The organism is Kitasatospora sp. NPDC088742 (genome assembly GCF_055584905.1).
In genome coordinates, this window is record NZ_JBVJLD010000005.1 from 87,720 (window position 1) to 111,356 (window position 23,637).

20 protein-coding genes are annotated in these 23,637 nt (G+C 73.2%); 9 read left to right on the forward strand and 11 right to left on the reverse strand.

The window, feature by feature from the left end; translation table 11 throughout:
- Positions 1–104: 104 nt before the first annotated feature.
- Positions 105–623 carry a DinB family protein gene (locus ACZ6ZR_RS07145; protein WP_465640232.1) on the forward strand — a complete coding sequence of 173 codons (519 nt, stop codon included), beginning with the start codon at positions 105–107 and terminating at the stop codon, positions 621–623.
- 10 nt (positions 624–633) lie between these two features.
- On the opposite strand, the gene ACZ6ZR_RS07150 is transcribed toward ACZ6ZR_RS07145, so the two are convergent.
- The gene (locus tag ACZ6ZR_RS07150) at positions 634–1,035 is read right to left on the reverse strand and encodes an arsenate reductase ArsC (RefSeq protein WP_465640234.1); all 402 of its coding nucleotides are present in this window, start codon (positions 1,033–1,035) and stop codon (positions 634–636) included.
- An 18-nt stretch (positions 1,036–1,053) separates the two neighbouring features.
- On the opposite strand from ACZ6ZR_RS07150, the gene ACZ6ZR_RS07155 reads away from it, so the two are divergent.
- The 4 genes from ACZ6ZR_RS07155 to ACZ6ZR_RS07170 all read left to right on the forward strand — a co-directional run bounded on the left by ACZ6ZR_RS07155 (position 1,054) and on the right by ACZ6ZR_RS07170 (position 4,262).
- Complete coding sequence (locus ACZ6ZR_RS07155) at positions 1,054–1,362, forward strand: ArsR/SmtB family transcription factor (RefSeq protein ID WP_465640236.1); 309 nt, start codon at positions 1,054–1,056, stop codon at positions 1,360–1,362.
- Between the two features lie 25 nt (positions 1,363–1,387).
- Complete coding sequence (locus ACZ6ZR_RS07160) at positions 1,388–1,924, forward strand: hypothetical protein (RefSeq protein ID WP_465640237.1); 537 nt, start codon at positions 1,388–1,390, stop codon at positions 1,922–1,924.
- Positions 1,925–1,990: 66 nt separating this feature from the next.
- Positions 1,991–3,682, forward strand: a complete 1,692-nt coding sequence (locus ACZ6ZR_RS07165) for a DUF885 domain-containing protein (protein WP_465640239.1) — start codon at positions 1,991–1,993, stop codon at positions 3,680–3,682.
- 148 nt (positions 3,683–3,830) lie between these two features.
- Positions 3,831–4,262 carry a hypothetical protein gene (locus ACZ6ZR_RS07170; protein ID WP_465640241.1) on the forward strand — a complete coding sequence of 144 codons (432 nt, stop codon included), beginning with the start codon at positions 3,831–3,833 and terminating at the stop codon, positions 4,260–4,262.
- Here ACZ6ZR_RS07170 and ACZ6ZR_RS07175 read toward each other — a convergent pair.
- The 9 genes from ACZ6ZR_RS07175 to ACZ6ZR_RS07215 are packed head-to-tail and all read right to left on the reverse strand — an operon-like array spanning position 4,252 to position 15,774.
- Positions 4,252–5,898, reverse strand: coding sequence for an amylo-alpha-1,6-glucosidase (locus ACZ6ZR_RS07175; protein ID WP_465640243.1), 1,647 nt, complete (start codon positions 5,896–5,898; stop codon positions 4,252–4,254). The two genes, ACZ6ZR_RS07170 and ACZ6ZR_RS07175, sit on opposite strands and share 11 nt — an antisense overlap.
- Positions 5,898–6,725, reverse strand: coding sequence for a carbohydrate ABC transporter permease (locus ACZ6ZR_RS07180; protein WP_465640245.1), 828 nt, complete (start codon positions 6,723–6,725; stop codon positions 5,898–5,900). The genes ACZ6ZR_RS07175 and ACZ6ZR_RS07180 overlap by 1 nt, the downstream gene beginning before the upstream one ends.
- 7 nt (positions 6,726–6,732) lie before the next feature.
- Entirely contained in the window at positions 6,733–7,695 is a 963-nt protein-coding gene (locus ACZ6ZR_RS07185) for a carbohydrate ABC transporter permease (RefSeq protein WP_465640247.1), read from the reverse strand.
- On the reverse strand, positions 7,695–9,002 hold the full coding sequence (locus ACZ6ZR_RS07190; protein WP_465640249.1) for an ABC transporter substrate-binding protein: 1,308 nt from the start codon (positions 9,000–9,002) through the stop codon (positions 7,695–7,697). The genes ACZ6ZR_RS07185 and ACZ6ZR_RS07190 overlap by 1 nt, the downstream gene beginning before the upstream one ends.
- A 47-nt stretch (positions 9,003–9,049) precedes the next feature.
- Entirely contained in the window at positions 9,050–9,799 is a 750-nt protein-coding gene (locus ACZ6ZR_RS07195) for an SDR family NAD(P)-dependent oxidoreductase (RefSeq protein ID WP_465640251.1), read from the reverse strand.
- Positions 9,796–10,896 (reverse strand): ATP-NAD kinase family protein, encoded by a 1,101-nt coding sequence (locus ACZ6ZR_RS07200; RefSeq protein ID WP_465640253.1) that lies wholly within the window; start codon positions 10,894–10,896, stop codon positions 9,796–9,798. Before ACZ6ZR_RS07200 ends, ACZ6ZR_RS07195 begins: the two co-directional genes overlap by 4 nt.
- Positions 10,893–12,449 (reverse strand): aminomethyl-transferring glycine dehydrogenase subunit GcvPB, encoded by a 1,557-nt coding sequence (gene gcvPB, locus ACZ6ZR_RS07205; RefSeq protein WP_465640255.1) that lies wholly within the window; start codon positions 12,447–12,449, stop codon positions 10,893–10,895. The genes ACZ6ZR_RS07200 and gcvPB overlap by 4 nt, the downstream gene beginning before the upstream one ends.
- The gene (gene gcvPA / locus ACZ6ZR_RS07210) at positions 12,446–13,807 is read right to left on the reverse strand and encodes an aminomethyl-transferring glycine dehydrogenase subunit GcvPA (protein ID WP_465640256.1); all 1,362 of its coding nucleotides are present in this window, start codon (positions 13,805–13,807) and stop codon (positions 12,446–12,448) included. Before gcvPA ends, gcvPB begins: the two co-directional genes overlap by 4 nt.
- An 8-nt stretch (positions 13,808–13,815) precedes the next feature.
- On the reverse strand, positions 13,816–15,774 hold the full coding sequence (locus ACZ6ZR_RS07215) for a beta-galactosidase (RefSeq protein ID WP_465640258.1): 1,959 nt from the start codon (positions 15,772–15,774) through the stop codon (positions 13,816–13,818).
- 108 nt (positions 15,775–15,882) lie between these two features.
- Here ACZ6ZR_RS07215 and ACZ6ZR_RS07220 point away from each other — a divergent pair, with 108 nt between their 5' ends.
- From ACZ6ZR_RS07220 to ACZ6ZR_RS07230, 3 genes are all read left to right on the forward strand, one after another.
- Positions 15,883–16,527 carry a GntR family transcriptional regulator gene (locus ACZ6ZR_RS07220; RefSeq protein WP_465640260.1) on the forward strand — a complete coding sequence of 215 codons (645 nt, stop codon included), beginning with the start codon at positions 15,883–15,885 and terminating at the stop codon, positions 16,525–16,527.
- 60 nt (positions 16,528–16,587) lie between these two features.
- A complete protein-coding gene (locus ACZ6ZR_RS07225; protein ID WP_465640262.1) occupies positions 16,588–18,138 on the forward strand; it encodes a hypothetical protein in 1,551 nt (516 codons plus the stop codon).
- Between the two features lie 175 nt (positions 18,139–18,313).
- Positions 18,314–21,082, forward strand: coding sequence for a helix-turn-helix transcriptional regulator (locus tag ACZ6ZR_RS07230; RefSeq protein ID WP_465640264.1), 2,769 nt, complete (start codon positions 18,314–18,316; stop codon positions 21,080–21,082).
- 65 nt (positions 21,083–21,147) lie between these two features.
- Here ACZ6ZR_RS07230 and ACZ6ZR_RS07235 read toward each other — a convergent pair whose 3' ends face one another.
- Positions 21,148–21,708, reverse strand: a complete 561-nt coding sequence (locus ACZ6ZR_RS07235; RefSeq protein ID WP_465640266.1) for a dihydrofolate reductase family protein — start codon at positions 21,706–21,708, stop codon at positions 21,148–21,150.
- 219 nt (positions 21,709–21,927) lie between these two features.
- Here ACZ6ZR_RS07235 and ACZ6ZR_RS07240 point away from each other — a divergent pair, with 219 nt between their 5' ends.
- Positions 21,928–23,478, forward strand: coding sequence for a S8 family peptidase (locus tag ACZ6ZR_RS07240; protein ID WP_465640268.1), 1,551 nt, complete (start codon positions 21,928–21,930; stop codon positions 23,476–23,478).
- Positions 23,479–23,637: the final 159 nt, after the last annotated feature.

Here is a 23,637-nt window from a genome sequence, read left to right on the forward strand (position 1 = left end):
ACCCCCCGCCCCGGCCCCGCGATCCCGCCGGGCTGGCCCGAACCGCACCCCCCTCTGGCCGATCACCGCTCCTCCGTGCGGAGCCGGAGTGGCAGACTCGGCGCATGAGCGATCACCTGCCCGAGCCGGACAACCAACTCTCCGACCCCACCGAGCTGTTGCTCGGATACCTGGACTATTACCGGTCCGCCGTCGACGCCAAGTTCACCGGCCTGCCGGACGCCGAGCTCCGCACCAGCCGACTGCCCTCCGGCTGGAGCGCGCTGGAACTGCTCAAGCACCTGGCGCACATGGAGCAGCGCTGGATCCGCTGGGCCTTCCAGGGCGAGCAACTCCCCGCCCCCTGGGGCGACCGGGGCCCGGACGACCGCTGGCAGGTCGGCCCCGAGGAGACCGTCGAGCAGCTGCTGGCCGCGCTGCACGCGAGCGGCGCTTACACCCGCAAGGTGGTCACGGGCACCCCGCTGGCCACCCACGCCACCCCCGGCGGCCGTTTCCCGGACGACGGAACGCCGCTGCCCACCCTGAGCTGGATCCTCTTCCACGTCCTCCAGGAGTACGCCCGCCACGCCGGTCATCTGGACATCGTCCGCGAGCTGACGGACGGCCGCACCGGCGAGTGATGACGGAGTCTCAGACCCCGTTCGAGGCGCCGTCGTCCGAGGTTTCGTCCGAGTCGACGTCCGGATCGGTACCGTCGATCTCGGCGATCAACCCCTCGACCAGGGCCCTGATCCCGTCCCGGATCGGACGGACGGCCTCGACGCCCTGCCCGGCCGGGTAGTCGAGCTGCCAGTCAAGGTAGTGCTTGCCGGGGAAGTACGGGCAGGCGTCGCCGCAGCCCATGGTGATCACGTAGTCGGAGGCCTGGACGGCCTCGGTGGTGAGCACCGTGGGCTGCCGGCCGGAGATGTCGATGCCGAGCTCGGCCATCGCCGAGACGGCGGCCGGGTTGACCCGGTCCCCGGGGGCCGAGCCGGCCGAGCGGACCTCGATCCGGTCACCGGCGAGGTGGCGGAGGAATCCGGCGGCCATCTGGGAGCGCCCGGCGTTGTGGCGACCGAGCAGGACCAGGTCCTGCGAGCGCTGGCCGATCCGCTCCGGCTGCGGATCGTCTCCCTACTCTCCCGCGAAGCCCTGTGCACCACGCACCTGGTGGAGGAGACCGGCGCCCGGCAGACCAACCTCTCCAACCACCTGACGATCCTGCGCGAGGCCGGGCTGGTGGACACCGAGCCGTGCGGCCGCTTCACCTACTACGCGCTTCGCCCCGAGGCCCTGACCGGCCTGGCCGCGGAGTTCGCCGCCCTGGCCTCCGCCGCCCGGCTCACCGCCGAGGCCGGCTTCAAGCGCTCCTGCTGAGCCACCCCGCACAAGGAAGCACGACGTGACGACCACCATCACCACCGACACCGACACCGCAAGACCCGTCGGAGCACCCGCCACCCCCCTGCCGCAGCGCGTGGCGGCCGAACTGCTCGGCACCGCCGCCCTGGTGGCCGTCGTCGTCGGCTCCGGCTTCCAGGCCACCCAGCTCACCCAGGACGTCGGCCTGCAACTGCTCGCCAACTCCCTGGCCACCGTCTTCGGCCTCGCCGTCCTGATCCTGCTGCTCGGCGAGGTCGTCGCCACCGCCGGCCTGGTCCTGCTGATCTTCGGCCCGGCCCGCAAGGACCAGCTCCGCTACGCCCCCGCCGCCGTGGCCTGCTACATCGGCGCCGCCTACTGGTTCACCTCCTCCACCTCCTCCACCTCCTCCACCTCCTTCGCCAACCCCGCCGTCACCGTCGGCCGCGCCTTCACCGACTCCTTCGCGGGCATCGCCCCGTCCTCCGTCCTCGGCTTCCTCGCCGCCCAACTGGCCGGTGTGGCCGTCGGGTTGGGGCTGGTCGCGCTGGTCTTCGGCCGCCGCCGGCGCGGCTGAGCACGCCCCCCGGCCCAACCTGCGGAAGCTCCGGACGCCCGCACCGGGGTGAGCGAGGATGGCGGGATGGCAGACGAAACGATCACCGCACGCGCCATCGCCGACCACCACCTCGACCAGGTGGCCGCCCAGGATCCGCTGGTGGCCGCCTGGTTGGGGCTCCACCCCGGGGACGACCGGCAGCCGGACCTCTCGCCGGAGGGGTTCGAGGAACGGGCCGACACCGCCCGCCGCACCCTCGCCGTCCTCGACACGGCCCAAGCCCCCACCACCTCCGCCGACCGGAACTGCGCCCGCCTGCTCCGGGACCGCCTCACCGCCGAACTGGCCCTGCACGAGAGCGGCGAGAACTACCGTCAGCTGCGCAACATCGGTGCCCACGTCCACCAGGTGCGCGACGTCTTCACCTTCATGCCCACCACCACCGAGGAGGACTGGGCCCTGGTGGCGGGGCGGCTGCGTAACGTCCCCGGAGCGCTGGACGGCTACCGCGCCACCCTGAGCGAGGGCACCGCCCGGGGCCTGCTCGCCGCGCCCCGGCAGGCGGACTCGGTGGTGGAGCAACTCGGCGCCTGGACCGGGGAGTCCACCGGGAGCGCCGGCTGGTTCGCCGAGTTCGTGGCTCCCGGGCCGGAGCGGCTGGGCAAGGAGCTGACGGAGGCGGCCCGCGAGGCCACCGCCGCCGTCGCCGGGTTCCGCGACTGGCTGCGCGACAGCTACGCACCGGCCACCCTGGGCACCCCGGACGCCGTCGGCCGCGAGCGCTACCGCCTGGCGGTCCGTCACCACACGGGGGCCGACCTCGACCTGGACGAGGCGTACGCCTGGGCCTGGGAGGAGTTCCACCGGACGGCAGCCGAGATGCGCGTCGAGGCCGGGCGGGTGCTGCCCGGGGCGGGATCCGGGCCGGCCGGGGTGCTGGAGGCGGTGGACCACCTGCACCGGCACGGCCACGCCGTGGAGGGCGAGGAGGCGATCCGGGACTGGCTCCAGCAGGTGATGGAGCAGGCGGTCACCGCGCTGGACGGGACGCACTTCGACATCTCCGGCCCGCTGCGCCGGGTGGAGTCCCACCTCGCCCCGGCCGGCAGCGCCGCGGCCCCGTTCTACTCCGCGCCCAGCCTGGACTTCAGCCGCCCCGGGCGGACCTACCTGCCGACCCTGGGCCGGACGGTCTTCCCGACCTGGCACCTCGTCACCACCTGGTACCACGAGGGCGTCCCGGGCCACCACCTCCAGCTGGCCCGGTGGACCGAGCTGTCCGGCGAGCTGAGCCGCTACCAGACCACCTACGGCCGGGTGAGCGCCAACATCGAGGGCTGGGCGCTGTACGCGGAGCGCCTGATGGACGAGCTCGGCTTCTTCGCCGACCCGGCGCACCGGCTCGGCTTCCTGGACGAGCAGATGCTGCGCGTCATCCGGGTGATCATCGACATCGGCATGCACCTGGGCCTCACCATCCCCGCCGACGCGGGCTTCCACCCCGGCGAGCGCTGGACGCCGGAGCTGGCGACCGCGTTCATCGCCACCTACAGCGGCACCTCGGCCGGGAAGCGGGACAGCGAGATCGTCCGCTACCTCGGCTGGCCCGGCCAGGCCATCGGCTACAAGCTCGGCGAGCGGGTCTGGCTGCGGGGGCGGGAGGAGGCCCGCCGCCGGCAGGGCGCCGCGTTCGACCTCAAGGCCTGGCACACCGCGGTGCTCTCCCTGGGCTCGCTCGGCCTGGACGACCTCGCGGAGCAGCTCGGCACCCTCTGACCCCGGCTCCCACCATCCTGACCTGCGGCGCAGTCCGGACCGCCCCCGCCGGGTGGCGGTCCGGGCCAGGACCGAGGGGTGACGTAGTCTGCTGGGCCGGGTGCGAAAGTATGACCGCAGCCACCGCAAGAAGCAGCCAGGAGACGTCATGACCGAGCCGGACCTGCCCCAGGTCGCCGCCAGCCTGCCGGAGGCCGTACGCATCGCCTCGGCCGGGACACCGGCCGGTGCCGTGACGGTGCGGCTGCCCGCCGGGCTGCCGCAGGTCGCGCTGGCCCAGCCGGAGCTGGACCGCCTGCTGACCGTCCTGGTCGAGCAGGCGCTGCGCCGCAATCCTCCGTGGGCCAAGACCTCGGTGACGGCCTACCGGACGGGTGCGGGCGAGACCGAGGTGCGGATCTCCGACCGGGGCCCGGCCGTGCCGGACGAGGCGATGTACTGGGCCTTCGCCCAGGGCCACCTCCGGGACGCCGGCTGGGCGGCCCTGCGCGAGACCCCCGGCCTGCGCTTCGCGGTGGAGAACACCGGCGCCGGCCGCACGGTGGTCCTCACCCTCCCCCTGGTGGCGGTCACCGTCTGAGCTCTCCGGGCGTCACCCCGCCGGCCGCGAGGTCCACGAACAGCGCGGCCGACCAGCCGAAGCCGCTGGTGGCGCGCGGGGCCCGGGCACCGGTCAGCGGGTTCCAGTACTCGTAGAGGCCGCCCGCGTCCCGGACCATCGCGAGCGTGCGGCGCCGCAGCTCCGCCGCCGTCGCGGCGAAGCCGGAGCGCTCCAGGCCTTCGGCCAGCAGGTAGTTGACGTTCAGCCAGACCGGGCCGCGCCACATCGCGTCCGGGTCGAAGGCCGGGTCGTCGAAGGCCACCGTGGGGACGGGGTGGCGGCCCCAGAACGAGGGCGAGCGCAGGGTCCGCTCGAGCTCGGCCGCCACCTCCTTCGGGAGGCGCCCGGTGAAGAGCGGCATCAGGTCGAGTGCGGTGCGCACCCGCACCGGGGCCCCGTCCGACAGCGTGCGGAAGCTCTTGCCGTCCCAGCGCCTGACGAGCATCAACTCCTGGTGCGCAGCGGCCCGTTCGCGCCAGCGGGCGGCCTCCTCCGGCAGGTCGATCTCGTCGGCGATGTCGGCGAGGCGGTCGGCCTGGTGGATCAGGTAGGAGTTGAGGTCCGGGGGCTCGGCGCGCGGGCCGTAGTCCCAGACCGGGCTGTCGTCCAGGCCGGAGGAGTAGGGGTGGAGGTACTCGGGCAGGCCGTCGCCGTCCGGGTCCGAGGCGGTGAACCACCACTCGTGGGCGCGGACCAGCTCGGGGTAGACCTCGGCGAGGAACTCCCGGTCCGGGTCGGCCTGGTGGACCTTCCAGACCGCCCAGGCGGTGAGCGGGGGCTTGGTGACCGGGACCGGAGCCGCCGGCAGCCCGGCGGACATCCCGGTGCCGTTGGCCTGGCCGACGTGCTCGCTCAGCCGGGCCAGGTCGGAGCGGGGCAGGTCGGTGGTCTCCGCGATCACACCGAAGTCGTGCACCACGTCAGGGAGTTGGCCGTTGGGCAGCTGATGGTCGAGGAGCAGCAGGATCTGCTCGCGGGCCAGCGCCGGCGAGGCGTGCCGCAGGGCGACGGCATGGAAGAGCGCGTCCCAGTTCCAGACCCCCAGGTAGCCGTACTTGGAGGGGACGAGCCCCTCCCGGCCGCCGATCGGGAGCAGGTTGACGGCCAGCGTCCACCAGGCCATCCGGGCCCGCTCCGCCAACTCCCCCGGCACCGCCGGCATCAGCGCGAACCACGAGGCCCACCGCGCCTCGGCGGCCGCCCGCACCGCACCCGCGGTCCACTCCCCCTCGGCGCCGACCAGGACGTGACACCCGGTCAGCTCCACCTCCCGCGCCGTGCCGCCCGGCAGCCGCCAGGAGGCACTCCCGCCCGCCCCCGCCCCCGCCAGCACCAGCGTCGACGGATCGGCGAACAGCAGCTCGGCCCCGCCCTCGAACCGCACCGCCACCGGGTCCGCCGAGACCACGGGCAGCGCCCGCCCCTCGGCGTCCCGCACCACCAGCCGGGACAGCTCCACCGCCGACGGGGCCTCGTACTCGGCCCGGACCACCCGCAGCCCGCCCGCGTCCCCGTCCCCACCCCCGCCCCCGTCCCCGCCCTCGTCCGCGAGCACCAGCAGCCGCGATCCCCGCTCGGTGAACGGCCGTTCCAGCAAGTCGAGTCGGACGTACATCAGCGGCCCCCGAGACCGGAGTCGGCCATGCTGTTGAGGATCTTGCGCTGCCCGATCAGGAAGGCGATCAGCATCGGCAGCACCGTCATCGCCGACAGCGCGGCGGTCAGACCGTAGTCCAGCCCGCCCTTGGCGGAGTTGAAGGAGTCCAACAGCAGTGGGACGGTGAAGAGTTCGGGGCTGTTGAGGAAGATCAGCGGGAAGAAGTAGCTGTTCCAGCTGCCCAGGAAGACGATGATGCCCAGCGTCCACAGCCCGGGGCGGATGTTCGGCAGGATGATCCGCCAGAAGATGGTCCAGCGGCCCGCCCCGTCGATCCGGGCGGCGTCCTCCAGCTCGACCGGGACGGCCCGGATGAACTGCCGCAGCAGGAAGACCGCGAAGGGGTTGGCGATCGCCGGGAGGATCAACGCCAGGTGGGAGTCGATCAGATGGAGCTTGGCCAGCATGATGTAGAGCGGCACCACGATCACCTGGGAGGGCACCATCTGGGTGGCCAGGAAGAGCCCGAAGAGCGGGCCCGAGCCGCGGAACGGGATGCGGGCGAAGGCGTAGGCCGCCATGGCGCCGGTGAGCAGGGTGGCCACCACGGTGACGGCCGCGATGTACATGCTGTTCCAGTAGGCCTGCCCGAGCGGGACGGCCCGCAGGACGTCGGCGTAGTTCTCCGGACGCCACGGGTCGGGCAGCCAGGCCAGTGGTTCGTTGATCATCTGCTGCACCCCCTTGAAGGAGGTGAGCAGCATCCAGACGAACGGGAAGATCATCAGCAGGCCGCCGAGGGAGAGGCCCACGTGCAGCAGCACTTGCTTGCGGAGGGTCGTCATCGCGGCCTCACGACTCGTAGTGGACGAAGCGCTTCTGCGCCTTGAACTGGACGGCCGTGACCAGCAGCGTCAGCACCAGCAGGAGCAGCGCCGCCGCGCTGGAGAGCCCGAAGTGGAACTCCCGGAAGCCCTGTTGGTAGACCTTGTAGACGATGGTCTGGGCGCCCTCGTTGTGGTCCGGGTTGACCAGCACGTAGATCAGGTCGAAGGCCTGGAAGGAGCTGATCACCGAGACCACCACCGTGAAGAAGACGGTCGGCGAGAGCAGCGGCAGGGTGATCGAGCGCAGGGTCTGCCAGGCGCCGGCGCCGTCGATCCGGGCGGCCTCCAGCAGGTTGGCGGGGATGGTGGCGAGCCCGGCCAGGAAGATCACCACGTTCAGGCCCAGCGAGGACCAGACGGTCACCACCGCGATGGCGGGGACCACCCAGACCGGGTCCTCCAGCCAGTTCGGCGGGGTGACCCCGAACAGCCGGTGCACCGTGCCGTTCAGGATGCCGTCGGTGCCGCTGCCCAGGATGATCTGCCAGAGCACCGAGACGGCGACCGAACTGGTCACCACCGGAAGGAAGTAGACGACCCGGTAGACCGTCCGGCCGCGCACCCCGTGCAGGGCGAGCGCCAGCCCGAGCGCCGCCACCAGCCCGCCCGGCACGGTGATCAGGCCGATCTTGACGGTGTTCCAGACCGCCTTGCCGAAGTACGGATCGGTCAGCAGCGCACCGTAGTTGTCGAAGCCGACCCAATCGGCGTCGCCCAGTCCGTTCCAGTCCAGGAAGGAGAGCACCACGGCGAAGCCGAGCGGGCCGACCAGGAAGACCAGCAGGCCCAGGAGTTGGGGGCCCAGGAAGAGCAGGGCCCACCGGCGGTCCCGCCGCCGCCAGAGCGGCTCGCGCCCGCTCCGGGCGTCGGCGGGACGACGGGACCGGCGGGCGCGCTCGCGCGCGGGTGCCTCGGCGACGGCACTCACTACTGCTTGCCCTTCATCCCGTCGACCAGGGTCTGCAGCTGGGCCATCCCCTCGTCCAGGCCCACCTTGCCCTCCCAGATCTTCATCAGGTGGTCGTTGATGGCCTTGGTCAGGCCCGGAACGGCCACCTCCTCCGGGTAGTTGGCGAAGCCGTTGTCCCGGGCGTCCAGGAAGGTCTTCACGTGGGCGGGGTAGTTCCCCTCCGTCACCAGCTCGTCCGCCCCCTTCACCGAGGGCACCGCCGAGCCGCCCTTGAGGCGCAGCGCCTGGCCCTCCTTGGAGACGAACTCGGTGAGGAAGGTGAACGCCTCCTTCGGGTGCGCGCTGTCCTTGTTGACCGCCAGGTAGGAGGCGGCCACCGCGCTCGGGATCGGCTTCCCGTCCACCGAGGGGAACGGCACGATGTCGTAGCCCGCCAGGTCGCCGCCCTTCTTGATGCTCTCCGCCACCCAGCGCCCGCCCGCGTAGAAGCCGGCCTTGTGCTTGACGAACTGGGTGCCCGGGCCGTTGCCCTCCGGGAGCAGGTCGGCCGAGGCGAAGGTCTTGTCCTTGTAGCCGTCGGCCAGCACCTTGAAGGCCTGACGGGCCTTCGGGTCGCTCGGCGCGACGAACTTGCCGCCGTCCCAGACCTTGCCGCCGAAGCCGTTCACCAGGCTGTAGGTGGAGCCGTACCAGTTCCAGAAGATGGAGCCGTACTTGTCCGCCGCCTTGAGCTTGGCGTTCATGTCGAGGTAGGTGGCCATGGTCCACTTCCCGGCCTGGGCGAGGGCCGCCGGGTCCTCGGTGATGCCGGCCTCGGCGAGCGCCTTCTTGTCGTACCAGAGCACCTCGGGGTTGGTGTCGTTGGGCACGCCGTAGGTGACGCCGCCCTTCTTCGCCCCGCCGTAGATGCCCTCGAAGAAGTCGGCGGGCCTGCTCCTGCTGTCCGGCCCGGCCAACTGCTGGTCCAGCGGGGCGAGTACACCGTCCGCGACGAGCTTGCCGATGAAGTCGTCGCCGACGTAGAAGACGTCAGGGGCGGTCTTCGAGGTGAGCTGGGTGAGCAGCTTGGGGTTGTAGTCCTCGTAGGAGGCGACCGGCTCGAACTTGAGGGTGATGTTCGGGTGCTTCTTGGTGAAGTCGTCGGTGAAGGCCTTGAACACGTCCAGGTCCTCGGCCGAACCCCAGGTGGACCAGCGGACGGTGACCTTGCCGTCCTTGGCGTCGGAGGATCCCAGGGCGCCCGAGCCGCCGGAGCCGCTGCACGCGGACACGGTGAGCGCGGTGGCGACGGCGAGCAGTGCGGTTCTTCTACTGAACACGGACATCGGTGCTCCCGATCGTGGGGGGGTGTTGACGGTGGGTGGAGCGAGGTTCAGGCGAGGCCGCCGCCGTCCACCAGAAGGGCGGAGCCGGTCATGTAGCTGCTGGCGTCGCTCGCCAGGAAGAGCACCGCGCTGGCGATCTCCTCCGGTGTCCCGGCCCGGCCCATCGGGCGGTCGTGCGCGTCCTTCTCGAACACCGCCCACTCCTCCTGGAGTTGGCGGGCCTCCTCGCGGAGCATCGGGGTCTCGGTGTCGCCGGGGTTGACCGAGTTGACCCGGATGCCGGCCGCCGCGTGGTCGATCGCCAGGGCGCGGGTCATGTTGACCACGGCGGCCTTGGAGGCGCAGTAGACCAGGGCCTGGGCGCCGCCCTTCATGCCCCAGCCGGAGCCGGTGTTGACGATCGAGCCGCCCTCCTTCATGGCCGGAATGGCGAAGCGGCACATCAGGTAGACCGAGCGGACGTTGACCGCCATCACCAGGTCCCAGTCATCCACCCCGATCTCCAGCGCGGTCTGCCGGCGGGTGATCCCGGCGTTGTTGAAGAGCACGTGCAGCCCTCCGTAGGTCTCCACCGCGATGGTGACGACCCGTCGGCAGTCGGTCTCCGAGGAGACGTCGGCCCGCACCGCGGTGGCCCGGCCGCCGTCCGCCTCGATCTCCCGGACCACCGCCGTGGCGTCCGCCAGGTCGGCGATCACCACGGCGGCGCCCTCGGCGGCGAACAGCTTGGCGGTGGCACGCCCGATGCCGGAGGCTCCGCCGGTGACGATGGCGACCTTGTTCTGCAGGGTGTTCATAGATCCTCACTTGCTGACTGGATGCGGTACACCACGGATTCGCGGTGGCCGGTGACCACTCGGGCCGGGCCGCTGAGCGCGGCGTCGGCCAGCGGGTCTCCGCTGTCGACGAGCAGCGGGCGGCCGCCGAGTGCGGCGAGCTTCTGCTGGGTGGCGAGCACGGTGATCCCGGCCAGCCGCTCCAGCACCCGTGGGCTGAACTGCTGGTTGCCCCGTCCGATCACGAAGCCCTGCCCCCCGATGACGGAGAGCACCGCGCACGTGACCTGTGACATGGCATGGGTGAGCAGGGTCTGCTCGGTGACGTCCAGGGCGAGCAGCTCCCCGTCCCGGACCAGGTCCACGCCCAAGGGCGTGAGTTCCAGGCCGAGTTGGCGCCCGACCGCCAGGGTGGTGGCGCCCGGCCCGAGGGCGTACGAGACCCCCGGCGCCATCTCGGCCACCACCGCGCGGGCCACCGACTCCACCGAGCCGGGCGGCGCGGCGGCGGAGCCGGTCTTGCGGCCGCTGAGCCGGGCCCGGGCGGCGGGCACCCGGAGCGTCCCGTACAGCCGGGCCCCGACCCGGCCGGCCCGGTGGGCCTCCTCGTCCAGGTCGACCACCTCGGCCTCCAGCGTCCGCCCGTCGTACCCGGCCGCCGTCACCCCGGCGGCGAAAGGGCTGACGGCGAAGCAGCCGGAGTACACCTTCACCCCGGCCGGGACGCCGAGCACCGCACCGGCCGGCCCGGCGTCCAGCACGTCCCTCGCGGTGCCGTCCCCGCCCGCGAAGAGCAGCAGGTCCACCCCGCCCAGAGCCGCCACGGCCCGGCGGGTGTCCGCCGCCGTGGTCGTCAACTCAGCTGATCCGTACCGGACTTCATGGCGCACTCCGGCGGCCCGGGCACTCTCCTCCCCCATCGCGCCCGCCGCCGTCCTGACCAGCAGGCCCGGCCGCCTGGCGTGCAACGCCCGCAGCGCGGCCGCCGCCCGCTCCGCGGCCCGGGGCACCGCCCCCAGGGCCAGCGCCCTGGCCTGCACCCCGGCGCCGTCGCTGCCCTTGAGCGCGACCGCGCCGCCGAGCCCGGCCACCGGGTTGACCACCAGGCCGACGATCACCGCCGGTGCTTCCGCAGGTAGGCGCGCCAGGTGGGGGCCCACTGCGCCGGGTCGTCCAGGCAGCTGCCGTCGATCCTGTGCACGGTCTGGTTGTAGGGCGCCCCCTTGACGAACTCCGGCTCGGTGTGCGCCTCTTCGGCCACGTGGGCGAGCACGGCGGCGTACTCGTCCAGGTCCTCCCGGGAGTACGACTCGGTGGGCTCCAGGGTGAACGGCTCGGGCACCACGTAGGGGTGGTGGCTGGTCCAGTAGTGCAGCCCGAAGTCGGCGGCCCGGACGCCGATCTCCTCGGAGTGCACGCCGGTCTGCTCCGACAGCTCCTGCCAGGAGTACCGGACCTGCTCGACCCGGCGCCGCTCGGGCCACGGGACGGAGGCCCCGGGGATCTGCTTCACCTTGTGCAGCAGGTAGTTGTTGTTCAGCACCGCGGTCTCGGCCACCTCGCGCAGGCCCTCGGCGCCGAGCGCCATCACCCAGGCGTAGGCCCGCACCACGTTGGGCGTCACCCCCAGGAACGGCCGGATCTTGCCGACGCTGCTGTCCGGGGTGACGAGCCGGTACTCCTCGCCGACCCGGTCCACCACCGGGCCCGGCAGGAAGGGCACCAGCGCCTCGGAGACCCCGCAGGCGCCGGCCGCCGGGCCGCCGCAGGCGTGCGGGGTGGAGAAGGTCTTGTGCAGGTTGAAGTGGCAGAGGTCGAAGCCGGCCTCCCGGGCCCGGGTGATGCCCAGGACGCCGTTGGCGTTGGCCTGGTCGTAGCAGGCCAACCCGCCTGCCGCGTGCACGAGTTCGACGAACTCGCGGATCCTCGGGTTGAAGATCCCGGTGTCCTCCGGGTTGGTGATCAGCAGCGCGGCGGTGCGCGGGCCGACGGCGGCGCGCAGCGCCTCGATGTCCGGGTAGCCGTCGGCGTCCGGCATCAGGGTGATCACCTCGTACCCGGCCACCTTGGCGCAGGCCGCGTTCGAGGGGTGCGAGAACATGGTGGTGATCACCTGGTCCCGCTGCCCGCCCTCGCCCCGGGAGGCGTGGTAGGCGCGGATCATCGCGATGTTGGCGTAGATCGCCGCCGATCCGGCCCCGGGCTGGAGCGAGACCCGGCTCATGCCGGAGACCTCCTTGAGGATCTGCTCCAGCCGCCAGTACACCTCCAGCACGCCCTGCACCGTGGACTCCGGCTGGAGCGGGTGGAGTTCGGCCACCTTCGGGTCCCGCACGAAGGTGTCGTTCACCTTCGGGCTGTACTTCATGGTGCAGGTGCCCTGGCCGACGTCGATGGTGAAGTCGGCGCCCAGGGTCTCCTGGGAGAGCCGGAACCAGTGCCGGACCACCTGGTTCTGCGAGAGCTCCGGCAGTGCGGGCGGGGTCTCGCGTCGTACGCCGTCCGGGAGTTCGACCAGCGGGGCGCCGGGGGCCGGGACGCCGATGCCGCGCCGGCCGGGCCGGGACAGCTCGAAGACGATCTCCTCGTCCCAGCGCGCCTGGTGGAAGCGGCGCAGTGCGGGCTTGGGCGCCACCGGAAGGGAGGCGAAGGACTCTCCGTGCGAGCTCACCGGGTACCTCCGAGGGTGGCCAGGGCGCCCTTCACGGCCGCCGCGAGGGTGTCGATGTCGGCGATGTCGTGCCGTTCGGTGACGCAGACCAGCAGTTCGCGCTCCCCGAGCCGGACCCCGCCGAGGATGCCCTGCTCCAGCAGGGCCGCCAGCAGCGCGTCGGCGTCCGGCACCTCGATCGCGAACTCCCGGAAGTGGATGGCCTCCTGGTGCCGCACCACCGCCCCCGCACCGGCCAGCGCGGTCATCGCGTACCGGGTGCGGGCCAGCACCGTCTCGCCGAGCTCGCGCATCCCCTGCGGGCCCATCAGCGCCAGGTAGACCCCGGCGGTGATGCCCCACAGGGCGGCGGCGGTGCCGACCCACTCCTTGCCCTCCTCGCGCAGCGCGAAGGAGGTGCGGTCGTAGAAGACGTCGCCGAAGCCGTACTCGCCCTCCACCGCCGTCGGCGCGATGCCGAACAGGCGGGACGGGTACTCGGCCACCAGCCGCTCCTCGTCCCGGCTGGCGATGAAGCCGGCCTGGCCGCCGCCGTACTGCTGGTGCATGCCCAGCGACTGGATGTCCCCGCAGACCAGGTCGGCGCCGTAGCTCGCGGGCGGGGCGAGCACGCCGAGCGAGACCGGATCGGTGCCGACCACCAGCAGCGCGCCCACCGCATGGGCCTGCTCGGCGAGTTGACGACCCTTGGTCTCCACCACGCCGTAGACGTTCGGGGTCTCCAGGTAGAGCGCGGCGAAGCTCTCGTCCAGGGTGATCTCGCCGAGCTCGCCGGAGTCGGCGACCGGGGCGAGCACCACCTCCAGGTCGGGCGCCAGGTAGTCGCGGATCTTGGCCAGCTTGTCGGCGGCCACCGCCCCGCTGACCAGTACCCGGCCCCGCCCGGTGTAGCGCGCGGCCATCCGCAGCGCCGTCCCGGCGGCCTGGTAGCCGTCGTAGGTGGGGACGTTGACCACGTCCATCTCCAGCAGCTCGGCCATCAGCGAGACGTACTCGAAGAGCGCCTGGAAGCGGCCGTGGTCCTCGTAGGGCTCGCCCGCGTAGGCGGTGAGGAACTCGCCGCGGCCGTTCACCTCGTCGCAGACCGCCGGGACGTGGTGCGGGTAGCAGCCGTGGCCGAGGAAGCTCAGGAGCTCGGTGGTGTCGGAGTTGCGGGCCAGCAGGCCGCGTACGTGCCGCGCCAGGCCCTGCTCGTCGGCGAACGGCTCGGGCAGGTCGAGCGGGCGGCCGAGCCGCAGGTCGGCGGGGATGTCGCCGTAGAACTCGGCCACGTCCGCGGCGCCGATCTCGGCGAGCATCGCCGCGCGGGCCTCGGGCCCGGCGTTGGGTATGTAGGGGTGACTCAAGGGGTGGCTCATCTCGCTCCTCAAGAGTGGTCGAGCACTACGGCGTCGTGCGCCGCGATGGTGACGGTGCCGGACAGCTGACGCCCGGTCAGCAGGTCCGTACCGTCCTCGGGCAGGGTCACGGTGGCCGGCCCGGCCCCGTGGTTGAGCAGGAACAGGTAGCGGCCCCGGCGGCAGAGCTCGACGCCGTCGGGCAGCTCGGTGCCGCTCACCCCGGCGGCTTCGAGCACCGCGTCGAGGAAGGGCGCCGGATCCTCCGGCAGGCAGCTCAGGTAGGTGGCGGTGCCGTGCCGGGTGACGGCCGGTCGGCCGTCCAGCGGGCCGCCCCGGTAGCGGGCCAGCACCTCGGCGCCCTCGGTCTCCAGCCACTCGGTCCAGGTCCGGGCGGTGAGCTCCTCGCCGCCCGCCGTCTCGACGCGCTGGGCCTCGCCGTCCGGCAGCGGCCAGAACTCCTCCACCCGCACCCCGAGCAGCCCCCGCAGCGGCCCGGGTGCCCCGCCCTCGTGCACCTGGTCGGCGGCGTCCACCACCCCGCTGAACGGGCCGACCACCAACTGGCCCTGAAATGCTGCCAGGTTGGCCGCCTGCTCCGCGGTGCAGAGGTAGAGGTTGGGCGCGATGACCACCCGGTAGCCGCTCAGGTCCCGCCCGGGCGGGGTGAGGTCCACCGCGATGCCGCGGGCGTGCAGCGGCGCGTACCAGGAGAGCAGCAGCTGATGCAGCCTCAGCCGGTTCGAGGGCAGCGACTCGGGGGCCTCCAGGCCCCACCAGCTCTCCCAGTCCAGCACCAGCGCGACCTCGGCCCGGGTCTCGGTGCCCGCCACCTCGGCGAGGCGCCGGACGTCCGCGCCGAGCGCGACCGTCTCCCGCCACTGGCGGGTGGCGGTGCCGCCGTGCGGGAGCATCGCCGAGTGGAACTTCTCCGGGCCGTACTTCGCCTGACGCCACTGGAAGAACATCACCCCGTCCGAGCCGTGCGCCAGCGCCTGGAGGCTGTGCAGCCGCATCACGCCCGGCGCCTTCGGCACGTTCACCTCGCGCCAACTCACCGCGCCGGGCGCCGACTCCAGCAGCAGCCAGGGCTGCCGCTTGAGCGAGCGCATCAGGTCGTAGCTGAGCGCCACCTTGACGTGCGCCCTCGGGTCGGCCGGGTCCGGGTAGGCGTCGTCGGTGACCAGGTCCTCGGCGGCGGCCCACTTCCAGTAGTCGAGGTCGCGCAGGACGCTCATGAAGTTGGTGGTCACCGGAACGTCGGGGGTGACCTCCTTGAGCACCGCGCGCTCGGCCTCGAAGCAGGCCAGCAGCGCGTCGCTGGAGAACCGCCGCCAGTCCAGCAGCTGGGCCGGGTTGACCGGGCCGGGGGCCTTGCGGGGCGGCTCCAGCTGCCCCCAGTCGGTGTAGTGCTGGCCCCAACAGGACGTGCCCCAGGCCGCGTTGAGCCCGTCCAGGGTGGTGTAGCGCTCGCGCAGCCAGCGCCGGAAGTCGCGGGCGGACTCCTCGCAGAAGCACTCGGTGGTGTGGTCGGCGTACTCGTTCCCGACGTGCCACATCACCAGGGCGGGGTGGTCCCGGTACCGCTCGGCCACGGCCCGGGCCAGCCGGACGGTGGCCGCCCGGAAGACCGGCGAGGAGGGGCAGTACCCCTGCCGGGAGCCGAATTCCAGCCGGGTGCCGGCCGCGTCCTGCGGCCGCACCTCCGGGTGGAGCCGGACCAGCCAGGGCGGCGGGGTGGCGGTGGCGGTGGCCAGGTCGGCCGCGATGCCGTGCTCGTGCAGCAGGTCCAGCACCCGGTCCAGCCAGCCGAACTCGTAGACACCGGGCGCCGGTTCGAGCCTCGACCAGGAGAAGACCGCGACGGTGGCCACGTTCACCCCGGCCTCGGCCATCAGCCGGACGTCCTCCGCCCAGACCTCCTCGGGCCACTGCTCGGGGTTGTAGTCGCCCCCGTAGAGCAGCCCCGGCACACGCGTCAGACCCATGGACTCCGACTCCCCCTCCGGCCATCCGAATTTTGTATTCAGAATACTTAGTTCAGTACTCTGCATTCGGTCAAGAGCTATGCTGAGATCCGACCGATAGGGGGCCCGATGGCGATCGAACGCCGTCCGCTGCGCGAGCAGATCCGCGACGAGCTGATGGACCGTCTGACCCGCGGCGAGTTCGCTGCCGGCACCGACGTCAACGAGGCGGTCCTGGCAGCCGAGTTGGGCGTCAGCCGGACTCCGCTCCGCGAGGCGCTGATCACCCTCACGGGCGAGGGCGTGCTGGAGAGCAACCAGGGCCGCGGCTTCCGCTTCGCCCCGGTCAGCCGCCGCGAGTTCCGCGAACTGGTCGCCATAGTCGCCGCGTTGGAGTCCCTCGCTCTGGAGTCCTCCGATCCCGGGCACCTGGCCGCCACCGCCCCGCGCCTGCTGGAGCTGGCCCAGGGCTTCCCCGACCCGCTGGCCGAGCACGCCGTGGTCGACCGCCTCGACGACGAGTGGCACGGCCTCCTCCTCGGCGGCTGCCCCAACGGCCGCCTGCTCGACCTGCTCTCCCGGGTCAAGGCCGGCATGCGCCGCTACGAGAACCTCGTCATCCCCGAGGACCAACTCGTCGCCCGCCAGTCCGAGGAACACTGCGAGATCGCCCGCCGCCTCCTCGAAGGCGACCTCCCCGGCGCCACCGCCGCCCTCCGCGCCAACTGGGTCAACGGCATGGAGCGCATGCTCGCCCACATCCCGGAGGACTGACCGCCCCTTCCCCCGGGCATGACGATGGGCGACCATGACACGCACGGGGGAGGTCAAGTCGTGGGCTGCATAGTCGTGGTGTGGTTCTTCCTGCTCGTACTCGCCTTCAATTCGGGGGATGTCAGCGCCGAGGTCGGCTTCATCCTGATCGGGCTGGTCGCGATGCTGCTCGCGGTCTGGCGGAGGAGGGCACCCAACCGCGCGGCCGCCCGGCTGACCCGCCGACAGGCCGATCTGGCGACCGCCATGGCGGGCTGGCACCGGCCGCCCCACGCCCGGCCGGAGCGGGACACCGGCCGGCACCGACCGGTTCCGGCCACCGTGCCGAGCGGTCCCGGCACGCACGTCGGCGTCCGTCCGGCCACTCTGCACGACGGGCGGACCGTGATGCTGCCGGACGCCGGGCAGGGTCTGCGGCTGCTCCAGGAGACGGCCTCCGGTCTCACCCGGACGATCGTCGACGAGGCCCGGCTGCTCGCCCAGCAGCTCGCGGCCTCACCGGCCGGTGTCTGCACCGTCGCCCCGTTCCGACGAAGGGGTGGCCAACTCGGCTGGCGGGAGCCGGAGTCGGGCTCACGGCTCACTCCGGAAGCCGCCGATCTCGTCCACCGGACACGGGCCTGGGCCGACGCCCGATGCACCGTCCTGTCTCCGCTCCACCCGGCGGCCGGCGTGCTCGCCAGTGTCCACCGGACGGCCCTGCTGGTGGTGACCGCTCTGGCGGAGCCACTGCCGGACATCGCGTTCGCCGGTCCGAGGGAGCTCCCGGTGCACCCGACACTGGACTGGGCCGCCCTGGTCCGGCACCTCAGGGACGCCCTGCTCGAAGCATCGGGTGTCCTCGACGCACATCCGTCGACCCGACCGGCGGAGCTGCTCCGGCCGCCCCGGGACGCCCGCTTCCATCCCCACGTCTCCCCGTCGGCGACCGACGAGCGGTTGGCCGAGTTCCTGGTCGAGAGCACCGGCAGGCTGCCCGAACTCGGCACGCCGGGTCCGGCGTCGGCGTTCTCGGACGTGATCGCCGGCGGCGACCTGCTGGCCGGCTTTCTGACCACGGAGATCCGGCAGCGCTTTGAGCGGTCGACCCTCGGCGCCCCCGCCGTCGCGGCCTGGCCCGAGGACGTGGTCACCGACGACGTCCTCCGACGTCTCCATCTCGCCTACTCAGCCCTGGCGTTGACCTATCTGACGGAGGTATCGAACCGCATGCAGGAGTACACCGACCGTTCCGGCATGAGCGAGCCGCGCCCGCCGGTCACCTTCACCGGCCACGTCGGCCAGGTGAACATCGCCGACACCATCCAGATCATCGGCGCCAACATCGCGGCCATCATGGAGCGCGGCGACGACCGCTCGGTGGCCGCCATCGACGCCCTCAACGCGGCGATCCAGCAGGAGGACTCGCTCTCGGAGGTGCAGCGCGCGGAGCTGCTGGACAACCTCGCCGACGTCTCCGAGGCCGCCGCCAACCCCGGCGAGCGGCGCCTGCGCTCCCGGGCCCGCCTCGCCCTGGAGGCCATCGGCCGCGCCGGGGCGGCGATCGGCACCACCTCCCCGATCGCGCAGGCCGTCACCGACTGGCAGCACGTCTACACCTCGCTGTTCTGAACGGACCACTCAGGAAGCTCCGGCGGTCCACGGAGTTTTCCCGCCCGGCACCCACCGCTCCCGGTGCCGGGCTAGGGTGGGCGCCCACCGCTCCCCAGCGGTACGGCAGTACGAGCGGTTGTGAGCGCTCACAGGGACTGCCGGCGGTCCGAGTTGTCCGACCCGGGAGGAAGCCGTGCGTCCAGCCAGATCCGCCGGAGCGGCGGCGCCGCTCGTCGGGCGCGAGGCCCTGCTCGCCGACCTGTCCGCCGCCCTGGCCGGGCCCGCCGGGTTGGTGGTGCTCACCGGACCGGCCGGGGCCGGAAGGAGCGCGGTGGTGGGCGAGTTGGCCCGGCTGCCACTGCCGGGCGGGCGGCCGCTGCTGACCGGCCGGTGCGGCGGGGGCGGGCACCGCTTCCCGCTCGGCGCGGTGGTGGACGCGCTCGCCCCGGGGACCACCCTGCTGGCCGCCACCACCCTGCCGCCCGTCACCGGCGCGCTGCACGCCCTGCTCCCGGAGCTCTCCGGACAGCTGCCACCGCCGCCGCCCTCCGCCGAACTCCACCTGGTGTTCCGGGGATTGGCGGCCCTGCTGGCCGAGCTGCAACCGGTCCTGGTGCTGGAGGACCTGCACGCCGCCGACCCCCTGACGGTCCGTTTCCTCCGGTACCTGGTGGCCCGGCCCCCCGCCGTCACCCGCCTGGTGCTGACCAGCCGCCGCTCCACCGCCGCCTGCCTGACCCTGGCCGGTCTGCTCGCCGAAGCCCGCTGCCCCACCACCGAGCTGGCCGTCGAACCGCTGACCCTCGACCAACTCGCCCTGCTTCCCGGCCACACCGCCTCGCCCGCGCTCCTCGCCGAGGTACTGCGCCGCACCACCGGCCTGCCCGGCCTGGCCGCCGCCCTGCTGGCCGCCGCACCGGCCGTGCTCCCCGAGCCCCCGCCGCTGCCCCCGGCCGCCCGCCGCGAGCTGCTCGGGCGGTTCTCCGAACTCACGGACACCGCACGGCTGTTGACCCAGGCGGCAGCCACCCTGGAGAGCCCCGTCACCGCTCCCACGCTGGCCGCCGTGGCCGGCACCGGCCTCGCCGACGCGGCCGCCGCGCTGCCGCTCGCCACCGAGGCCGGGCTGCTCGCCGAGCACCCCGACGGCACCTTCGCCCCCGCCCACCCGCTCGCCCGGACCGCCGCCGCCGAGCTCACCGGGCCGGAGCAGCGCCGCCGGCTCCACCTGCGCGCGGCCCGCCGCCTGCGCTCCGGCCCCGACCGCGCCCCGCTGGCCGAACTCGCCCGCCACCACCGGCTGGCCGCCTCGCCGCACTGGCCCCAGTACGCCGAGACGGCGGCCGACGAGGCGGCCCGGGCCGGGCGCGCGGCGGAGGCGGTCGAGCTGCTCGACGCGGCGGCCCGCGCCACCACCGGAGTGCGGCGCGCCCGCCTGGCCCTCAAGCTCAGCCGGGCCGCGCTCACCGGGCGGCCCGACCCCGGGACGGTGCCGTTCCTCCAGGAGGTGCTGGCCGGGGAGCCGATGCCCACCGCCCTGCGGGGCGAACTCCGGCTCAACACCGGCATGTTGCTGCGCAACCAGGCGGGCGCCGGGGTGGCCGGGCGGGAGGTGATCGCCGAGGCGATCGCCGACCTGACCGACCAGCCGGAGCTGGCCGCCCGGGCGATGTCCACCCTGTCGATCCCCTCGGTGAGCGGCTGGCCCTTCCAGCGGCACCTCCGATGGCTCGCCCGCTCCCAGGAGTTGGCCGCCGAGATCGGCAACGCGGACACCCTGATGGCGGTCCAGGCGAACCGGGTGAGCACCCTGCTGTTCATCGGAGACCCCACCGCCTGGGACGCCGTCCGCGAACTGCCCACCGAGCCCGCCTCCCCCGCCCAGCTCCAGCACCTCACCCGGGCCCACGCCAACCTCGCCCACGCCTGCGTGATGCTCGGCTTCCCGCACGCCGCGGCCCGGTTCCTGGCCCGGGTCGAGGAGTTGAGCATCGGCATGGACAGCCCCTACTACTGCGGCCTCGCCGCCACCGCCCGGCTCCTGCTCGACTGGACCGGCGGACGCTGGGACCAACTGGACACCCGGGCCGCAGCCGCGGCCGCCGACTACGCCGACATCCCCGACCTGGAGGCCGAGGCCACCCTGGTACGCGGCCTGCACGCCCTGGTCACCGGCCGCACCGGCACCGCCCGCCGGTACCTGACGCAGGCTCAGCGCACCGTCCGGCAGGACACCGGCATGATCACCGCTGCCTCGGCCGGCGCGCTGGCCCGGATCGACCTCGCCGCCGGCCAGCCCGCCCGGGCCTGGGGCCACACCTGCCCCGCCCTCGACGCGCTGCGCCGGATCGGCGCCTGGGTCTGGGCCGCCGAGGTCGTCCCGGCCGCCGTCCAGTCCCTCACCGAGCTCGGCGACCATCCCGCCGCCGCAGCCCTCACCGCCGAGTTCGCCGCCGGCCTCGCCTCCCGCGACGCCCCCGCCGGTCTCGCGGCCCTCGCCACCTGCCGCGCCCTGCTCTCCCCCCACCCCTCGCCGTGGCTCGAGGCCGAGCTGGCCTGGACCGCCGCCGACCGCCCCTACGAACAGGCCCGGGCCCAACTCGCCCGCGGCCGCGCCGCCCTGGCCACCTCCCAGGACGGCACCCCCGACCTGCTCGCCGCCCTCGACCGCTTCACCACCCTCGGCGCCGGCTGGGACATCACCCTCACCCGCACCCTGCTCCGCGACCACGGCATCACCCCACCCACCCGAGGCGGCCGCCGCCCCTACGGCGCCACCCTCTCCCCCCGCGAACGCGAGATCGCCGAACTCGCCGCCACCGGCCTGCGCAACGCCGAGATCGCCGAACGCCTCGTCCTCTCCCACCGCACCGTCGAACACCACATCGCCAACGCCATGCGCAAACTCGCCGTCCCCTCCCGCACCGCCCTGGCCCCCGCCCTCACCCCGGAAACCACCTGACACCGCCTCGAACGGCACCTCGGCCGCAGCCTTCCCGCACGGGCGGTCCTGACGCACGGGCGGGGCTACCGCACCACCCGGTACGCCATGTAGACCACCTTCGACGCGAAGCGCCGGACCTCCACCAGGTCGAGGTCCACGTGCCGCTCCGCCTGGGGGAAGAACGGGACGCCGCCGCCGACCAGGACCGGGCAGACCCGGGCGCGGTACTCGTCGATCAGGTCGAGGGCGGCCGCCTCGGCCGCGAGCGTCGCGCCGCCGATGGCGATGTCCCCGTCCCCCGGTTCGGCGCGCAGCCGGGCGATCTCCTCCGCGAGGCCGGCGCCCGCCAGGCGGGTGGCGGTGCCGCGGACCTCGGTCAGGGTGCGGGAGAAGACCACCTTGGGGAGCGGGCACCACACGTCCACCCACTCCCGCTCCAACGGGTCGCTCGCGTTGGCCGGGTCCTCCCAGTAGAGCATCGTCTCGTACAGCCGACGGCCCATCAGGTGCACGTCCACGCCCCGCACCTCCTCGATGCAGAAGCGGAACACCTCCTCGTCCGGGTCCCCCCAGTCGAAGCGGCCGTCCGGTCCGATGACGTAGCCGTCCAGCGAGACGCCCATCGAGTAGGTCACCTTGCGCATCAGAAGTCCTCCTCCGCAACGGACTTCGACAGTACGGCCGCCCGCCCACCGCAGCCCCGAACGCCACTCGCACCACGGACGGTTTTCTGGGTGCCGCAGGGCCCTTCTCTGGGTGCCGTCGCCCCTGGCTGCGGTGCGCCGCCCGGCCCGATGCTCTTCTCCAGCGGCCGACGATGCCCGCCACCTACTCTCCCTCCCCCGGCTCCTGGAGACCTCCACATGAAGCTCCGAAGCACAGCCACCGCCGCCGCGGTCCTGCTCGCCGCCCTCGCGGTCCCCGCCCTGGCCGCCGCACCGGCCACCGCCGCCGAGGGCACCGTGGTCGGCACCGACCGCGCCGACGTGATCGAGGGTTCGTTCCTGGTGACCTTCGCCGACGGCCTCTCGGCCTCCGAAGTCGCGGCCAAGGCACAGCAGTTGGCGGGCCGTCACGGCGGCAGCCCGAGCCAGGTCTACACCGCCGCCCTGCACGGCTTCGCGGTCCGCCTCTCCGCCGTCGAGGCCCGCCGGCTGGCCGCCGAGCCGGGCGTGCGCCGGGTCGAGGCGGACGGCTGGGCGTCTGCCACCGCCACCCAGCCCAACCCGCCCTCCTGGGGTCTGGACCGGATCGACCAGGCCAACCTCCCGCTCGACAAGGCGTACACCTACGCCACCACCGCCTCCAACGTCACCGCGTACATCCTCGACACCGGTATCCGGTTCAGCCACCAGGAGTTCGGCGGACGGGCCGTCAGCGGCTACGACTTCGTGGACAACGACACCGACGCCTCCGACTGCCACGGCCACGGCACCCACGTCTCGGGCACCGTCGGCGGCTCCACCTACGGGGTGGCCAAGGGCGTCAAGCTGGTGGCCGTCCGGGTGCTCAACTGCCAGGCCACGGCGCCCTGGTCCACCATCATCAAGGGCATCGACTGGGTCACCGCCAACGCCGTGAAGCCCGCCGTGGCGAACATGAGCCTCGGCGGCAACTTCGACCAGACCGTGAACGACGCGGTCACCCGGTCGATAGCCTCGGGCGTCACCTACGCCCTCGCGGCCGGCAACAACAACAGCGACGCCTGCAGCTACTCCCCCGCCTCCACCCCCACGGCGATCACCCTCGGCGCCACCGACAACACCGACGCCCGCGCCACGTACTCCAACTACGGCAGCTGCCTGGACCTGTTCGGACCGGGCACGAACATCACCTCGGCCGGCTACCAGGGCGACAACTGGAACGCCACCATGAGCGGCACCTCGATGGCCTCCCCGCACGCCGCCGGTGCGGCGGCCCTGCTGCTCTCCGCCAACCCGGCCTGGACCCCGCAGCAGGTCCGGGACAAGCTGGTCGCCGACGCCACCCTCAACAAGGTGACCAACCCCGGCACCAACTCCGCGAACCGGCTGCTCAAGGTCGGCGGTGGCACCACCACCCCGCCCACCGGCCCGAAGTTCGAGAACACCGCCGACTACCAGATCGCCGACAACACCACCGTCGACTCCCCGGTCTCCGTCACCGGCGTCAGCGGCAACGCCCCGACCGGCCTCACCGTCGCCGTGGACATCCGCCACACCTACCGCGGTGACCTCAAGCTGGAGCTGATCGCCCCGGACGGCAGCTCCTACCTGCTCAAGGACTACAGCTCCACCGACAGCGCGTCCGACGTGCTGGGCAGCTACGTCGTCAACGCCTCCTCCGAGGCCGCCAACGGCACCTGGAAGCTCCGGACCACCGACAACGCGGCGAAGGACACCGGCTACGTCAACAGCTGGTCGCTCCAGTTCTGACCGACGCCTTCCGACCGACGCCCCGGCGAGTACGGCGGGGGGGGGCCCCCCCCCCCGGGGGGGGCCCCCCCCCCGGCGGGGGGGGGGGGGGGGGGCGGGGGGCGGGCCGGGGGGGGGGGGCGGGCCCCCCCCCCCGCCCCCCCGCCGCCCCCGGCGACC

Coding starts and splice junctions, on each gene's coding strand:
- ACZ6ZR_RS07220 (WP_465640260.1), top strand. CDS start 15,883: ATGGCGATCGAACGCCGTCCGCTGCGCGAGCAGATCCGCGACGAGCTG.
- ACZ6ZR_RS07165 (WP_465640239.1), top strand. CDS start 1,991: ATGGCAGACGAAACGATCACCGCACGCGCCATCGCCGACCACCACCTC.
- ACZ6ZR_RS07170 (WP_465640241.1), top strand. CDS start 3,831: ATGACCGAGCCGGACCTGCCCCAGGTCGCCGCCAGCCTGCCGGAGGCC.
- ACZ6ZR_RS07235 (WP_465640266.1), bottom strand. CDS start 21,708: ATGCGCAAGGTGACCTACTCGATGGGCGTCTCGCTGGACGGCTACGTC.
- ACZ6ZR_RS07195 (WP_465640251.1), bottom strand. CDS start 9,799: ATGAACACCCTGCAGAACAAGGTCGCCATCGTCACCGGCGGAGCCTCC.
- gcvPA (WP_465640256.1), bottom strand. CDS start 13,807: ATGAGCCACCCCTTGAGTCACCCCTACATACCCAACGCCGGGCCCGAG.
- ACZ6ZR_RS07240 (WP_465640268.1), top strand. CDS start 21,928: ATGAAGCTCCGAAGCACAGCCACCGCCGCCGCGGTCCTGCTCGCCGCC.
- ACZ6ZR_RS07215 (WP_465640258.1), bottom strand. CDS start 15,774: ATGGGTCTGACGCGTGTGCCGGGGCTGCTCTACGGGGGCGACTACAAC.
- ACZ6ZR_RS07180 (WP_465640245.1), bottom strand. CDS start 6,725: ATGACGACCCTCCGCAAGCAAGTGCTGCTGCACGTGGGCCTCTCCCTC.
- ACZ6ZR_RS07150 (WP_465640234.1), bottom strand. CDS start 1,035: ATGGCCGCCGGATTCCTCCGCCACCTCGCCGGTGACCGGATCGAGGTC.
- ACZ6ZR_RS07190 (WP_465640249.1), bottom strand. CDS start 9,002: ATGTCCGTGTTCAGTAGAAGAACCGCACTGCTCGCCGTCGCCACCGCG.
- ACZ6ZR_RS07145 (WP_465640232.1), top strand. CDS start 105: ATGAGCGATCACCTGCCCGAGCCGGACAACCAACTCTCCGACCCCACC.
- ACZ6ZR_RS07175 (WP_465640243.1), bottom strand. CDS start 5,898: ATGTACGTCCGACTCGACTTGCTGGAACGGCCGTTCACCGAGCGGGGA.